The 14,956-nt window shown below is 65.1% G+C and carries 14 protein-coding genes; 6 read left to right on the top strand and 8 right to left on the bottom strand.

Annotation, left to right across the window (positions count from 1 at the left end):
• Positions 1-151: 151 nt before the first annotated feature.
• Together QOL68_RS15330 and QOL68_RS15325 are read right to left on the bottom strand one after the other, a co-directional pair.
• Positions 152-2,470: a TonB-dependent receptor gene (locus QOL68_RS15330; protein WP_282949967.1), complete on the bottom strand. Its 2,319-nt coding sequence runs from the start codon at positions 2,468-2,470 to the stop codon at positions 152-154.
• Between the two features lie 952 nt (positions 2,471-3,422).
• Positions 3,423-3,614 carry a hypothetical protein gene (locus tag QOL68_RS15325; RefSeq protein ID WP_156416597.1) on the bottom strand — a complete coding sequence of 64 codons (192 nt, stop codon included), beginning with the start codon at positions 3,612-3,614 and terminating at the stop codon, positions 3,423-3,425.
• 275 nt (positions 3,615-3,889) lie between these two features.
• On the opposite strand from QOL68_RS15325, the gene QOL68_RS15320 reads away from it, so the two are divergent.
• On the top strand, positions 3,890-5,287 hold the full coding sequence (locus QOL68_RS15320; RefSeq protein WP_282949968.1) for an amino acid permease: 1,398 nt from the start codon (positions 3,890-3,892) through the stop codon (positions 5,285-5,287).
• 100 nt (positions 5,288-5,387) lie between these two features.
• Here the strand turns inward: QOL68_RS15320 and QOL68_RS15315 are convergent, their stop codons facing one another.
• From QOL68_RS15315 to QOL68_RS15305, 3 genes are all read right to left on the bottom strand, one after another.
• Positions 5,388-5,627, bottom strand: coding sequence for a TFIIB-type zinc ribbon-containing protein (locus tag QOL68_RS15315; protein WP_058456933.1), 240 nt, complete (start codon positions 5,625-5,627; stop codon positions 5,388-5,390).
• A gap of 116 nt (positions 5,628-5,743) precedes the next feature.
• Entirely contained in the window at positions 5,744-6,067 is a 324-nt protein-coding gene (locus QOL68_RS15310; protein ID WP_058456934.1) for a DUF2218 domain-containing protein, read from the bottom strand.
• Positions 6,067-6,618, bottom strand: coding sequence for a PadR family transcriptional regulator (locus QOL68_RS15305; protein WP_058456952.1), 552 nt, complete (start codon positions 6,616-6,618; stop codon positions 6,067-6,069). Before QOL68_RS15305 ends, QOL68_RS15310 begins: the two co-directional genes overlap by 1 nt.
• A 483-nt stretch (positions 6,619-7,101) precedes the next feature.
• Between QOL68_RS15305 and rplJ the strand changes: the two genes are divergently transcribed.
• Together rplJ and rplL are read left to right on the top strand one after the other, a co-directional pair.
• Positions 7,102-7,617: a 50S ribosomal protein L10 gene (gene rplJ, locus QOL68_RS15300; RefSeq protein ID WP_058456935.1), complete on the top strand. Its 516-nt coding sequence runs from the start codon at positions 7,102-7,104 to the stop codon at positions 7,615-7,617.
• A gap of 58 nt (positions 7,618-7,675) precedes the next feature.
• Positions 7,676-8,047 (top strand): 50S ribosomal protein L7/L12, encoded by a 372-nt coding sequence (gene rplL, locus QOL68_RS15295; RefSeq protein WP_058456953.1) that lies wholly within the window; start codon positions 7,676-7,678, stop codon positions 8,045-8,047.
• A gap of 100 nt (positions 8,048-8,147) precedes the next feature.
• Here the strand turns inward: rplL and QOL68_RS15290 are convergent, their stop codons facing one another.
• Positions 8,148-9,200 (bottom strand): hypothetical protein, encoded by a 1,053-nt coding sequence (locus tag QOL68_RS15290; RefSeq protein WP_058800346.1) that lies wholly within the window; start codon positions 9,198-9,200, stop codon positions 8,148-8,150.
• A gap of 131 nt (positions 9,201-9,331) precedes the next feature.
• Entirely contained in the window at positions 9,332-10,846 is a 1,515-nt protein-coding gene (locus QOL68_RS15285) for a hypothetical protein (RefSeq protein ID WP_058456937.1), read from the bottom strand.
• A gap of 131 nt (positions 10,847-10,977) precedes the next feature.
• On the opposite strand from QOL68_RS15285, the gene QOL68_RS15280 reads away from it, so the two are divergent.
• Together QOL68_RS15280 and QOL68_RS15275 are read left to right on the top strand one after the other, a co-directional pair.
• Positions 10,978-12,006, top strand: coding sequence for a D-alanine--D-alanine ligase family protein (locus tag QOL68_RS15280; protein WP_282949969.1), 1,029 nt, complete (start codon positions 10,978-10,980; stop codon positions 12,004-12,006).
• A complete protein-coding gene (locus tag QOL68_RS15275) occupies positions 12,003-12,863 on the top strand; it encodes an NTP transferase domain-containing protein (protein WP_082657803.1) in 861 nt (286 codons plus the stop codon). Before QOL68_RS15280 ends, QOL68_RS15275 begins: the two co-directional genes overlap by 4 nt.
• Here the strand turns inward: QOL68_RS15275 and QOL68_RS15270 are convergent.
• Positions 12,784-14,226 carry an 8'-apo-carotenoid 13,14-cleaving dioxygenase gene (locus QOL68_RS15270; protein WP_282949970.1) on the bottom strand — a complete coding sequence of 481 codons (1,443 nt, stop codon included), beginning with the start codon at positions 14,224-14,226 and terminating at the stop codon, positions 12,784-12,786. The two genes, QOL68_RS15275 and QOL68_RS15270, sit on opposite strands and share 80 nt — an antisense overlap.
• A gap of 85 nt (positions 14,227-14,311) precedes the next feature.
• Here QOL68_RS15270 and QOL68_RS15265 point away from each other — a divergent pair, with 85 nt between their 5' ends.
• Positions 14,312-14,926 carry a TetR/AcrR family transcriptional regulator gene (locus QOL68_RS15265; RefSeq protein ID WP_282949971.1) on the top strand — a complete coding sequence of 205 codons (615 nt, stop codon included), beginning with the start codon at positions 14,312-14,314 and terminating at the stop codon, positions 14,924-14,926.
• Positions 14,927-14,956 lie beyond the last annotated feature (30 nt).

The following is a 14,956-nucleotide window of genomic DNA, read 5'->3' as shown; positions in this document are numbered from 1 at the left end:
GTCGTGCCGGGCCCGATCCGGCACCCGCCCTTTCGCTCGCGAAGACGGTCCCCGGATCGAGTCCGTGGCGACGGCTCAGGATATCGGGCCGTTGCCCGGCCAGGAAAAGCCCCCGCCGCGTTGGATAGCGACCGCGGCGGGGGCAGGAGGGTCAGAAATTCACGCGGCCCGTCACCCCGAAATAACGCTCGGCGTCGCGCGGGGTGATCTGGCGCATGAAGCTGGTACCGTTCGGGATGCGCTGGATCACGAACTGCTTGTCGGTGATATTCTTGACGATGAACGACAGGCTGTACTTGTCGTCCGACGTGCTCACGCGGATGCCGCCGTCCCAGATCGCATAGGCGCTCTGAAAGGCGTTGGGGTTCTGGTTGATGTCAAAATTGGTCTTGCTCTGATAGACGAGCGAGCTGTTCAGATCGACATTGAACCCGTCGAGGTTCAGCGGCAGGCGCCAGTCCATCGTCACCGTGCCCTTGTATTTGGGGGCAAAGGGCAGCGGCTTGCCGTTGATCGCGTCGGCGCAGGTCACCGCCGCGCCGGTCGGACAGATGAACTTGTTGATGTGCGCGTCGGTATAGTTGACCCCGCCCGACAGCGAGAAATCGTCGGTGATCGCGGCGTTGAAATCCAGCTCGACGCCGCGCGTCGACACCGTGCCCGCATTGGTCAGGCGCGTGACGACCTGCCCCGCGACGATGTCGAGGAAATTCGCCTGATAATTGTCATATTTGGCATAGAAGGCGGCAAGGTTCAACGTCAGGCGGCGGTCGAAAAGCCGCGTCTTCAGGCCCGCTTCATAGGCGTTCGACTTTTCGGGGTCGATGCGGCCGGTGTCGCGCGCCTGCATGTTGAAAAAGACGTTGAGCGCCGGTCCCTTGTAACCGCGCGTGTACATGCCATAGGCCATGACATCGTCGGTCACGTCATATTGCAGCCCGGCATTGCCCGACCAGCCGTGATCCTTGATCGATCCCGATGCGGTGAACGCCGGATTGACCCCGGGGAAGGCGGTCAGCGAGGTCGAGCGGCGCGCGAAGTCATAGGACACCTTGTCCTCGGTATAGCGCAGGCCCAAAATGCCGCGGAACGCATCGGTGAAATTGAGCGTGCCCTGGCCGAACGCCGAATAGCTGGTCAGCTTGGTCGTGAAATCGGCATTGCCCTCGTTGGTGGTATAGGTCGACGACCCCTGCGCGCACGGCGTCAGCCCGCCGACGGTCGGCAGCGTCGATGCAGTGCACGCCGTGACCGTGCGGTTGAAGAAGTCGACTTCCTTCGTGTGGTAATAATAGAGCCCCGCAACATATTCGAAGAATTGCGGGTTCGACGACGCGATGCGCAGCTCCTGCGTGAACTGGTCGAATTTCAGGTCGCCGCGGTCGTGCGAGCGCACGTCGCCCGATGCGGTGCCGGTGTTGACATATTTCGGCGCGTCCGACCGGAAATCGCCGTCGCGTTGCTGGAAATTATACCAGTGGCGATAGGCGGTGATCGAGGTCAGCGTCGCGCCGCCAAGGTCGAGGTCGAACTGCCCCGAAACGCCACTGTTCTTGTCCTTGGTATAGGGGTCGAGGTCGTTGTCGATGTCCTTGTTCTTGCCGTCGAGCACCAGCGGCGCCAGGCTCGGGATGAACACCGCATTGTTGAATGCCGAAGGGAAAACGGTGCCGATGCTGTCGGCATAGCCATTGTCGCTGTTCTTCGAATAATCGGCGATCAGCGTGATCTTGAGCGCGTCGGTCGGCTCGGCGATAAGCTTGCCGCGCACGCCCCAATGCTCGTACCCGTTGACTTTGTGGCCGTTGAACACGTTGCGGCCGTTGCCGTCGTACTGCGACCAGAAACCGGTGAGCGACGCCTTGACGCTGTCCGAAAGCGCGCCGCCGACGCTGCCGCGGATGCGATATTCATTGCCCTCGTACCAGGCGGCGTCGATATAGCCGCCCAGCGCGTCGCCGGGTTCGCGCGTAACGATGTTGATCACGCCCGCGCTCGCATTCTTGCCGAACAGGCTGCCCTGCGGGCCGCGCAGCACCTCGATGCGCTCGACGTCCAGAAAATCGGACGTCTGCTGGCCGGTGCGCGCATAGACGACGCCGTCGATCACCGTCGACACCGACGGTTCGACCCCCGACGAAAAGCTGATCGTGCCGACGCCGCGGATCGACAGCGCCGAATCCTTGTTGGTGTTGCCCTTGCGGAAGGTCAGGGTGGGGACGCGCTGGAACAGCTGCTCGGCCGAATTGACGTTCGCGCGCTCCAGCATGTCGCCCGAAACGACCGAGATCGCGACCGGCACGTCCTGCAGATTCTGTTCGCGCTTCTGCGCGGTGACGATGATGTCGTTGCTGGCGAACGGGGCATCGGCTTCGGCCGGAATGGTCTGGGCGTGGGCCGGGGCGGCGGCCAGCGCCAGTCCCAGTGCCGATGTGACCGCAAGATACGCTTTGGCGTTCGACGAAATCATCCTCAAATCCTCCCTTGGATGCGCTGCTGAATCAATTTCTCAATCAATTCGATTGATAATCATGGGCGACCCATGCGCGCAAATATGTTTGTGGTCCAATAGGGAAATGTCGCGATGCCATGTGCAAATGCTATGATCTGCGCGACGGGGCGGCGCGCGACGCGATCACGTTCTGCTCCCCACCCGGCATAAGGCATCGACGTCTCCCCATGTCATCGCGGATCGTCCGTCCGCTTCGACTTGCAAGCCGCGGTCGGGGCATCGCCCATAGCCGCGAATCGACTGACCGGCGCCTGCGCCCGTCAGCCTGCACAGGGATGCGCGCCAATATCATTGCAGTCCAATCGAGAAATGTCGGTATAGTATGTCCAAATGCTATGACCTGAACAATGGCGCTCACCCTCCCCGGGGAGGGGCCGCGTGGGGGGGGGGGGCCAGACATTCGTCACCCCGGACTTGATCCGGGGTCCACGACTTCAACGCCGCGCTGGATCCCGGATCAAGTCCGGGATGACGAAGAGGGAGTTTATCCTCCCTGTGGCGCAGCCATGGGGAGGGGGACCGCCGCCGCAGGCGGCGGTGGAGGGGCGGCAACGTCGCGCCATTTGCCCCTCCGTTAGCGCTTCGCGCTGCCACCTCCCCGGGGAAGGGCCGCTTCGGGTGGTTTCCAGACATTCGTCACCCCGGACCTGATCCGGGGTCCACGACTTCAACGCCGCGATGGATCCCGGATCAAGTCCGGGATGACGAAGAGGGAATGTCTGAATTTGGGTGGGGGAGCGGACTTCGCCGATCCTCCCCGGCACGGGGAGGGGGACCATGCGAAGCATGGTGGAGGGGTACGTGCAGTCTGGCGCGGCCTATGATCTCCTGTGCCCCTCCACCACCCTGCGGGTGGTCCCCCTCCCCTGGTGGGGGAGGATCGTCTGGGACCGCAATCGGTCGTTTCCAGTCAGCGTTCACTTACGCTCGATGAAGGTTCACGAAACGCACCATAAAGCCAGAGGAGACCGAGAATCAGGAATATCGGTCCGTAATAGCCTTTGGACCAATCGCGACTTTGGTAAAGTTCGCTGACCCCCGCAGCACCGCCGACCAACATCAAAATGGCGACGATTAGAAATTTTGGTTTTTTCAGCTTCATGATCGTTTCCATCTCCTGCGGTCTCGATCTTATATGAGCCATTACCGCAAGGTCCGCTACCGGTCGTTCCCGGTCATTAAACCCAGATCGGCCGCAAAGGGCAGCTAAAGCCCGGAAGGCGACATCCATGGTCCTGCCATTCCCGCCGCCCGCACAGAACCATGCCCGGCATGGCGCGTTTCCACGGCCGGCCCACCCCAGCCTCCGCCGTCGTCATTATCTTGCGCTGACGCGTCACTCCCTTACAAGCGGGCCATAGCCTAAGGGGAGCTCGAATGACCGACAGCCTGCTGCGTCGCAAGACCATCGTTCCGGAACAGCAGGAGGGGCACGGGCTCGCACGGACGCTCAGCTGGCCGCATCTAGTCGCGCTCGGGGTCGGCGCGATCGTCGGCACCGGTATTTTGACATTGATCGGCGTCGGCGCCGACAAGGCGGGGCCGGCCGTGATCGTCTCTTTCCTCGTCGCGGGGCTGATCTGCGCCTGCGCCGCGCTCGCCTATGCCGAAATGGCGACGATGATTCCCGCCTCGGGCAGCGCCTACACCTACAGCTATGTCGTGATCGGCGAGCTGATCGCGTGGATCGTCGGCTGGAGCCTGATCCTCGAATATTCGCTTGTCGTCAGCGCGGTCGCGGTCGGTTGGTCGGGCTATGCCGCGCCGCTGCTCCAGGCGTGGGCGAACGTGCCGATGGAACTGATGCAGGGGCCCGAGCTTGGCGGGATCGTCAACCTGCCCGCGATTGCGATCATCGCGGTGGTCGCGGGAATGCTGCTCTATGGCACGCGCGAGAGTGCCACCGTCAACGCGATCCTCGTCGTTGTGAAGATCATCGCGCTCGCCGTTTTCGTCGCGGTCGCGCTGCCGGCGTTCGACGCCGCGAACCTCGAACCCTTCAGCCCCTTCGGCTTTGCAAAGCATGTCGGCCCCGACGGCGTCGAGCGCGGGATCATGGCGGCCGCTGCGATCATCTTCTTCGCCTTCTACGGCTTCGATGCGATCGCGACCGCGGCCGAGGAGGCGAAGGATCCCGACCGCGACCTCAAGATCGGGATCGTCGGATCGATGCTCGCTTGCGTCGCGATCTATATCCTCGTCGCCATCGCGGCGGTCGGTGCGATTTCCTACAGCAAATTCGCGAACAGCCCCGAACCGCTCGCGCTGATCCTGCGCGAACTCGGCCAGCCGCTTGCGGCGAAATATCTCGCCATCTCGGCGATCGTGGCGCTGCCGACGGTGATCCTCGCCTTCTTCTTCGGGCAGAGCCGCATCTTCTTCACCATGGCGCGCGACGGGTTGCTTCCCAAGGGGCTCGCCAGGCTGTCGGGGCGCGGGACGCCGGTGCGCATCACCATCTTTACCGCGATCGTCGTCGCGATCCTCGCGGGTTTCATTCCGCTCGACGAACTCGCCGCGCTCGCCAACGCGGGGACCCTCGCGGCCTTCACCGCGGTGTCGCTGTGCATGCTCATCATGCGCCGCCGCGCGCCCGACGCGCCGCGCACCTTCCGCACGCCGATGCCCTGGGTCGTCGGCGGGATCGCGGTGCTCGGCTGTCTTTATCTTTTCCTCAGCCTGCCGGCGAAGACGCAGATCTGGTTCGGCATCTGGAATGTCGCAGGGCTGGCGGTGTACTTCGCCTACGCGCGGCGAAATGCGGTGGTGGCCTGAACCATATTGATCCCCGGCGAAAGCCGGGGCCCAGATCGGCCGGCGCTAGGGTGCATGGACCCCGGCTTTCGCCGGGGAGCACGCAACTAGCTGCAGCGGTCTAGTCGAACAGATCGCTGAGGAAGCTCTTGGTATAGCTCTTCTTCTTGTAGGGCTTTGCATAGTGTCGATCGTCGTCGTAGCGCGGCTCGCGATATTGCGGCTGCGGCGCGGCCTGCCGCGGCGGCGGCGCCCCGGCGCCTTCGCTGCGCTCGATGATCTTGTCGAGCTCGCCGCGGTCGAGCCAGACGCCGCGGCACTGCGGGCAATAGTCGATCTCGATCCCCTGACGCTCCGACATCGTCAAATTTACGCGGCAGGTGGGGCAAAGCAGACCTTGAGGTTCGGACACGGAATTTCCTTTCCTTGACGAAGAAACTGGCAAATTTTGCCGATTCTCCCACCTCGCCTGCTGCTTTAGGATGAAACGCGCTGCCAGTCGAACGCCAAAGGCGCTTCCCGAAACGCAAACCGGTCGAGGTGCCGGGCCACCACGCCCGTCATCGCCTCGACATGCGCGTCGCTGCTGGCATCGATGCGCACCGTCAGCGCGTCGGCGCCCGCATCGAAGGTGACCAGCGCGTCGCCAGCCCAGGTGGCACCGCGTGCATCCTTGGGGAAGGTCACGGTGCCACGATCGGCGGTGAATTCGACCGTCAGGCTATGCTGCCAGTGCTTGCACAGCTGCTGCAGATATTTGCTCGCGTGCCCGGTCGGGACGTTTGCGACGACATTTGCCATCACAGCCGCTCGATCTTCTGCGCGGCCTCGTCGATCAGTGCAACGACGGCGTGCAGCGTCGGCTCGTCGAGGGCGCGGTCGCCCAGCCGGTTCATCAGCACGGCGCGGAGATTGCCCATCGCGCGGCGGACCGAGGCGCTGTCGGCGCGCTGGCGCTCGTCGCCGACCTCGGCCAGCCGGGCGATCAGCGCCTCGACCGCGTCCTTGTTCGCATCGAGTTCGGCCTGGCCGGCTGCGGTGATCGCGAACAGCTTTTTCGCGCCGTCGCTGTCGGCCGCCTCGATCAGCCCCATGTCGCCCAAGAGGGTGAGGGTGGGGTAGATCACGCCCGGGCTCGGCGCATAGGCGCCGCCGGTCAGCTCCTCGATCTGGCGGATGAGGTCGTATCCGTGGCGCGGTTCGTCGGCGATCAGCTTCAACAGCACGAGCCGCAGCTCGCCGCTGTCGAACATCCGCCGGCGCCGGCCGCGGCCGTCGTCGTCGCCGCGCCCGTGACGCCCGCCAAAGCCATATCCGAAACCGCGCCCGCCTCCACGCATTCCATGCCGCATCGCCTCGCGCATCATCCGATGCATGGCATGGCGCTCGCCGCAGCCATGCCGGTTCATTCCATGTCGCATAGCAAACTCCTTCATGCGATTCGATGTGTCTAAGACATATCGTAAAACAGACTTTGCAAGGGGCAACCGTCGCGATGTGCGCGAAGTTAGCCAACTTCCGCCGATTTCCTTGACTCCCAGCCCATTCCCGCTATGAGCGCCCCCGTGTTGCCGCGGGTTCGCCTGCGGCAATTCCGTCCGAGACAGTTGGTGAAGGGGATTTGCCCTTCTTAATTTCCAGCCGAGACGGGGAACAGTCTTCTATCGGTCGCCCGCCTGCGATGCAGGCGCAAGCGGCTTGACCGACCCCATCGGACATCGTTGCGCGAACGACAGGCGAGCCTTGGCTCGCGTCTGTCTTAGCGTGTGTTAGCCGCCCGGCGGCGCGTGCGTTTCGGCGCCCCGCGCATCCGGGCAGATGAGTGGAGTATAGGCATGGATCGTACGGAAAAGGCCGAAGCCGTATCCTCGCTGAACGCTACGCTGGCAAATGCCGCTTCGGTTGTGGTCGTCCGCAACCTCGGCATGACCGTCGCTCAGTCGACGGTTCTGCGCCAGCAGATGCGCGACGCAGGAGCCGACTTTCGCGTCACGAAGAACCGTCTTGCCAAAATCGCGCTCGATGGCACGTCCTACACCGGTATCGGCGACCTGCTGACCGGTCCCACGGCCCTTGCAACCTCGACCGATCCGGTCTCGGCTGCGAAGATCGCCGTGGAATTTGCCAAGACCAACGACAAGCTTGAAATCGTTGGCGGCGGCATGGGCGACGTGGTCCTCGACGTGAATGGCGTGAAAGCGCTGGCTTCGCTTCCCTCGCTCGACGAGCTGCGCGCCAAGATCATCGGTCTGGTGCAGGCTCCGGCCACCAAGGTTGCGCAGATTGCCGCAGCCCCGGCGGGTCAGCTGGCGCGGGTTTTTGGCGCATATGCCGCCAAAGAAGCAGCGTGATTTCGAACTAACCTTGAAACTACCTACCGGGATATCCCGGTTCTGATGGAGAATGAACATGGCTGATCTCGCAAAGATCGTTGAAGACCTGTCGGCGCTGACCGTTCTGGAAGCGGCTGACCTTTCGAAGATGCTCGAAGAAAAGTGGGGCGTTTCGGCTGCCGCTGCTGTTGCTGCCGCTCCGGCCGCTGCCGCTGCCGGCCCGGCTGCTGAAGAGCAGACCGAATTCGACGTCATCCTGACGGGTGACGGCGGCAACAAGATCAACGTGATCAAGGAAGTCCGTGCGATCACCGGTCTGGGCCTCGGCGAAGCCAAGGCGCTCGTCGAAGGCGCGCCGAAGGCCGTCAAGGAAGGCGTGAACAAGGCTGAAGCTGAAGAGCTGAAGGCCAAGCTGATCGCCGCCGGCGCGACCGTCGAACTGAAGTAATTCGGTTCGGGTCCGGCGGGTTCGCCCGCCGTGCTTGCGACAAAGAAAAGGGCGGTGCCTCGCGGCGCCGCCCTTTTTCTTTGGCCCGCGAGCGGGCGGATCAGTTGCGCGTCCAGCCGGGCTTCAGAACCTTGCGGATACCTCCGGGCTGCAGGCGGCGGACCTCCTGCTCGGCGGGGGCCGGGACGGTATGACGCTGCGAGATTTCCCACGCGCTGACCGGCTTGCGCACCGGCACCTGTTCGGTCTGCGGCTGGCTGGTCGCCAGCGCCGCGTCATAGTCGGCGCGTTCCTGGCGATCGAGGAACCGCGCACGGGCAAGGCGCTTGCTCAGCGTCGTGAAGGGATTGTCCGGCGTCGGACCCGCCATGGCGAGAGTTTCGTGGCGACCCATGCTGCGGGTCGGCACCCGGGGGAAGCCGGGCGCGGCGGCGGTAACCGGCTGCGCGGGCACAGGATCGGCGACGGGGGCCGCGGCGATGTCGTCACGCGCAATTTCCTCGCGGGCAAAGGCCGGTTCCGCCGCCGGCACCCATTCGGCGCTGCGATGACTCTCGTCGAATTCCCAGACTTCGTTCGCGGCGCGGCGGCGGCGCATCAGCGCGAAACCTGCGGCGCCCGCAACCAGCAACGCGGCAGCGCCACCGGCGATTTCCCAAGGGAAGCTGTCGCCGCCGTTCGTCGCCTTCTGGACCGGCGCCGGCGCGGGTTCGGCGATCGGCTGGACGGGCTCGGCGACCGGTGCCGCGAGCGGCGCGACCTCCTCGGTCAGGACCGGGGCAGCGGGTTCGGCCGGCACGGTGGCGCGGGCGCGGACCGGGGCCGGGGCCGCAGCGCGCTGGCGCGGCGCTGGACGGGCCTCGCGGGGCGGAGCGGCGGCCGCGCTCGGTTCGGCGGCCTTCGGCGCCGGCGGCGTTTCTATCACCGTCGGGACGCGGATCACCGGCGGCGCCGCGGGCTCGGCGGCGGCAGGCGAAGCGGTCGGCGCCGTCGGGCTCGGCGGCTGCACGGTCGGCGGCGCCGCCGGTTCGGCGACCGGCGGCGTCATCGGGACGACCGGCGCTTCCTGCGCGAAGGCAGTGGGGGTGGACAGGGCCAGGAACGCGGCAATCGCGCTCGTGGCGGAGCGGGAGAGGGGGAGATTTTTCGTCATAGCGAGGGACAAACGAGCGGCAGTCGGAAAGCGCTGCAAAAATGCGGCGGATTCCACGACGAGCCGTGCCGGCCGGACGGCGCGGCGACGATTCCGGTCCCGTTCGTCGTGTTCCGGAATCGCTTTCCGGTTCAATCGACCGGGGCGGGCCGTGGCGCCGCGAAGCGCACCGCGCCTGCGGCCGAGATCGCCGCGCCGATGAGCGACATGTCGCGATCGAGACGCGCATCAAGCGCGCCGTCAGGCAGCCCGGCCATCTCGGTGAGCAACGGCATCGAAAGCGACAGGCGGAGCGTACCCGCGATCCGGCCATCAAAAAGCGTGTGGGTCTTCACCGGCTGGCCGAGCCGGATCTCCTGCCCCAGCCACTGCCGCGTCTCGCGCGCGATCAGCCCGTGCATGTCTTTCGCCGCATCGAAATCACATTGCGGCCAACGTGCCGACAGATCGAGCGTGCGAAGCGTCTCGGTGGCGAGGCAACTCGTCCCGGCGCCAGACACCTCCGCGAGTTCGAGCCGTTCAACGAGGCGCATCACATGGTGGCTAAACCGCGCGGCGACATGCGCAACGCGGTCCTCGGGCAGCGCGGCAAAGCGCTCCATTTCGAAGAGCGCTGCTTGCAGACGGAGCAGGAGCCCGAAGTTGCCCGTCGCGTGCAGGCGATCGGTGCCGGGCCAATCCTCCGGCCACTCGGCGCGATTTGAAAGGCGCCGAAATCCTTCCGGCAAAGGCTGCGCACGATCCCGCGCTGAGGCTGGAACCAGCGCAAAGCCGCTGAACGGCGGACCGCCAGCGAATTTCGATCCGGTCATCAATACCACGCAGCCGAGCGCGATATACCGGCGGACCACCTCCGGGGTAATGCGGAGTTGGCAGGCATCGACGACGATCGTCATCGCATCACCATGCGTCGCGACGAGTCGCTCGACATCGTTGAGCGCGGGAAGGGTGAGCCCCGACTTCGATCCGTGCACGACGTGCACGACCGCGCGCCGCCGGTGCGCCGCCGCACGCTCGATATGGAGCGACAGTTCGGCGGTCACCGCTGCCGAAGCGCGAGGATTGCCTGTTGCGTCGCGCACCGCGACGTCGATCAGTTCGGTTCCGGCAAATGTTGGGTCGATCGCAGCTTGCGCGACGACGCGCGCGCCGGTTGCGGTTTCTCCTGCGAAGAAGCGGCCGGCGGCGCTATGGACGCAGCCGCTGCCGACTTCGTCACGGCCAAGCAGCACTGCGGTCAAGGGATGACCGTCATAAGCGGCGGCGAGACCGACATATTCCAGATCGGTTCCCGACGCTGCAAAGACGATCGCGGCCTCGCCCGCGAGGCCGAAATAGTCGCCGAGCCGTTCGCGGATCGCGCCCAGCCCCTCGACATAGTCGGCGCTCGCCACCGGCTGGTCGAGCCGGTCGCGCCAGTGGCCGATCAGCATGTCGAATGCGTGGGCCGAAATGCTGCTGATGGTCGATGAGCCATAGGCGAGCGCGTCGCTCGGCGCGGCGCTCGCATGATATTGATTGCGCCCCTGCGCATCGAGCCGGATGCGTCCGTCGCCTCCACTGACCAGCGCGGAGGCGAGGCGGGCCGCGTATCGGGTGCTCGCGCGCGAGGAGGGGTAGTCTAAACTTTGCGAATTCAGGAGCATGGGGAGCTATCCGGAATGGAGGAGATTTCCTGCAAACTACCGGCGCAGGATGACACTGATTTGGCGGTTTGGTGTCAGCCCGGTCATTGAAAAGTCATCGCGGTGCAACCTTGCCATGGTGAATCCGTCACATGCGAACCACCGACCTCGTGCCGACCCGGCTCCCCCAACGCCTGCGCGACACGCAGCGGCTCCTTTTCATCGCCAAACATGCGCGCTGGACCGGCGGATTGCATCCCGACGACGGCAATCACGCGCTTTATCATCGCGAGACGCGCGAGATACTCGAGGCGCTGGGGATACCGCTCGTCATCGCGGATGACTATGCCGACCTATTCGCGAGGCCCGACGCCGATTTCGTCTTCCCGCTGCTCAACAGGGGCGGCTTCTTTAATTCGGAGATGCTCCTGCCGCTGCTCTGTAACCGGCTGGGGCTGCCCTATGTCGGGGCATCGCCAATCATCCGCGGGCTCTCCGACGACAAGCATCTGACCAAGCTGGAAGCGGCGGCGCGGGGTATTCCGACCGCGCCCTGGTCGCTTTTTCGCCGCGGCGCGCCGGTCGACGTCGCACGATGCCCGCCCGCGCGGCGCTGGGTGATCAAGCCGAACAACAGCTCGGCCTCATGGGGTATTCGCGACGCCCAAGACCGGAGCGAACTCGCGCAGGCGGTCGCCGAAATTCATGCGCTGGATCATGACGCGATCGTCGAACCGTTTATCGAGGGGAGCGACGTAGAGGTGCCCGTCATCACGACCGATGGCGTCCCCGCAATGTTGCCGATGATGATATTCGAACAGGCCGACCCCAGCCACCTGCGTACCTATCAGGAAAAGCGCGACCTCGTAGACCGCAGCCAGAAATACAGTCTCAAATTGTTCGACGACGCCGAGGTCGGTGCGCGGCTCGTTCGCTATACGATGGAGATGGCGGAGGTTTTCCGGCCCTTCGACTATGGCCGCTTCGAATTTCGTGTCGATTTCGCGACGGGCGAAATCCGGCTTCTCGAAGTCAATCTCAACTGCAATCTCTGGTCGGAGAAGGTGTTCGGCCGCGCCGCGATCGCCGCGGGTTTCACCCAGGCCGACCTGATCGAGACGATCGTGGCCGAGAGCATGATTCGCCAGCTTGTGGGCTTTGCGCGGAGGAATGCGGCATGAGCGGCTCGATCCTCATCCTCGCGGGGCGCCGGCCGGGCGCGGTCGACGCGCTGGCCGAGGCGCATGGCGTTCGCGACAAATGCCTGGTTCCGGTCGCGGGCCGCCCGATGATCGCGCATGTGCTCGACAGCGCGGCGCAGACCAATGCCGCGCATATCTTCGTCTCGACGCATCATCAGAAACTGCTTGATGACCTTGCCGACGAGGTGGTCGAGCGACTGGGCGACCGGCTCACGATTGTGCCGGCTGCCGACAATCTGGCGGACTCGGTGCTGGCGGTTGCCGAACAGGCCGAGTTTCCGCTGTTCATCACCACGGCCGACAATTGCCTGCTGACCCCCGCGACAATCGCCGAGATCGGCGCCGAGGCGGCGCGGCTCGGCGTCGGGGCGGGGGTTGCGCTCGCACGGCGCGAGGATGTGCTCGCGGTTCATCCCGAGGGGCAGCGGCGCTTCTATGAATTTTCCGACGTCGCGGTCTCGAATTGCAACGCCTACTGGATCGGCGACCGGTCGGCGCTCCGCGCGGCCGAGGCGTTTCGCGGCGGTGGTCAGTTCGTCAAGAAGCCCGTCCGCATCATCCGTGCCTTCGGCCTTGTCAACCTGCTGCGCTTCCGCTTCGGGCTCGGGCCGATCCACCACATCTTCCAGCGCATTTCGCGCCACCTGAAAGTCGACATCGCCCCGCTGCTGGTGAGCAACGGGGCGACGGCGATCGATGTCGACAACGAGCGGTCGCTGCGCGTTACCGAGGCGCTGATCAGGCGCCCCGATATGGTCAATCCGCGACCCAGTTTCCGTGAAATCCCGGCGGAACACGGTGCGGCAGGTGAACCACAGCTTGCGGTGACCCGGTAAAATCGTCGGCGTTCAGGATGACGAGATCGGTGGTCTCGTCATTCATGTCGACGACGAGGCCAATCAGCCAGCCGTCATCCTCGGCGCCCTGTTCGCTGCGCGGGACGAAGACGAACTCGCCGGGATGGCGACCGGGGCCGAAGTCGTGGATGTCGGTCACGCCCTTATCGAGGTCGTGGCGGAACAACCGCGTATCGGCGAGCTGCCATTCCGACCTGGCCGCGTCGGGAATCGCGATCGTATAGATATAGCGATAGGGCTTGGTGGTCAGCCGCTCGTCGTAACGCGGGAATTCCTGGGCATGGCCGTGGATGACGGAGCGCATCGAGGTTCGCGCGACCGGATCGAGCGTCCAGCGCTCCATCTGCGCCTTCTGGCTGTCGGGGCCACGCGTGGATTCCGCGAACATCGTCTCGTGCGCGACGACATCGACGATCACCTTGCCGTCCACGGTCTCGAACGCGTTGGCGGGGTGGAAGACATAGCAGGGATCGATCGGGATCCAGACGATGTCGTCCGCGTTGCCTTTCCTGGGGAGAAGGCCGACGCGCGAGGGATGCTTCTCGTTCCACGCATAGGGGAAGCTATGGCCCGCGAGCAGGCGCTTCATCGAGAAGGTGACGGGCAGGTCGAGGACGAGCACATGATTTTCGGTGATCGCGCAGTCGTGGATCGACGGGCCGTCGCTGACCGGGATGGCCAGCTCGCGGATCACATGGGCCTTGCTGTCGACGACGACGTGCCAGACGGTGTTGAAGTCGTCGCCCTTGTAGGTGATCGAATGCATCTCGCCCGTCGCGGGGTCGAGGTGCGGGTGCGCGGTGTACGGGCCCTTCAGCGTCCCGTCGAACGGGTTGTGCGCGATCGTGTTCAGCTCATAGCCGAGTTCGACGGGCTTGCCGCCCGCCTCGACGATCGCAAAGGTACGGCCGTCGACGCCGATGACATTGGTGTTCGGGGCGTCGTTGCTTGCCTCACGCGGTCCGGCCGGGATTTCCTCGCCAAGCACGGCGCAGGCTTCGGTGCCGCGGACCCAGCGGTTGCGATACCAGTCGGCCTTGCCGCCTTCGATGCGGATGCCGTGGACCATGCCCGCGCCGGTGAACCAGTGGTAGCTCGCGGGATCGGGGGCGACCGCCGGGTTTGGGCCGTTGCGCAGATAGCGGCCGGTCAGCGCCGCGGGGATTTCGCCGTCGACGCGCAGCGCCTCCAGCGTCAGTTCCTCGGCCATCGGCGTGTGGATGCCGGTGAGATAGGGATGCGCGTCGGCGGGGGTGGGCAGGCGCTTGCGGTTGAAGTCGGCGACGGCGCCGATGCCTTTCTTCACCGCGCCGCGGATCAGGCTTTCTACGTTGCTCGCCATGTCGATGCTCCTTAAGTGGAAGGTTACGAAGGTGCCGCGCGGTGTGGGGGTTGCGCGGGCGACTCGGAATGTTTACGGTGACAACATGGCCGAACAAGATAACAGTGTCAACATGGAAAATGCCGGCGGGAAAACCGCGGGCACCTATCATCATGGCGACTTGCGCGCGGCGGTGATCGCGGCGGGGCTGAGGCGACTGGAGGAAGGCGACGGCGCCGAGCTCAGCCTGCGGGCGCTGGCACGCGACGTCGGGGTCAGTGCGACCGCGCTTTACCGCCATTTTCCGGACAAGGAGGCGCTGCTCGACGCGCTCGCCGACGAAGGGCTGCGCCGCCTCGGCGCGCTGCAGGCGCAGGCGTGGCTGCGCGCCGGCGGCGGCCGCACCGGCTTCCTGGCGATCGGCGTCGCCTATGTCCGCTTCGCGCACGACGAGCCTGCGGTGTTCCGCCTGAGCTTCACGCGCCAGATGCCCGAACGCTATCAGGAAAAGGGCAGCGACGGCGGCGATGTCGCCTATGGCCTGCTCCGCGCCGGCGTCCAGCAATCGCTGCCCCATCTGGAAGAAAAGGTCGATGTCGCGGCGCTGCACGCCTGGTCGCTGGTCCACGGCCTTGCGATGCTGGTGCTTGACCGCCGCATCGAATGGGACGAGGCGATGGTCGAGCAGGTGGTCGGAATGACCTTTGGCGGGGTCGACTGACACCGCGACCCAGCCTGCCCGGGGGAGGTA

The organism is Sphingopyxis sp. Geo25 (assembly GCF_949769135.1).
Taxonomy (GTDB): domain Bacteria; phylum Pseudomonadota; class Alphaproteobacteria; order Sphingomonadales; family Sphingomonadaceae; genus Sphingopyxis.
The sequence above is the reverse complement of the archived record's forward strand: the minus strand, read 5'-3'. Positions and strand labels throughout refer to the sequence as shown.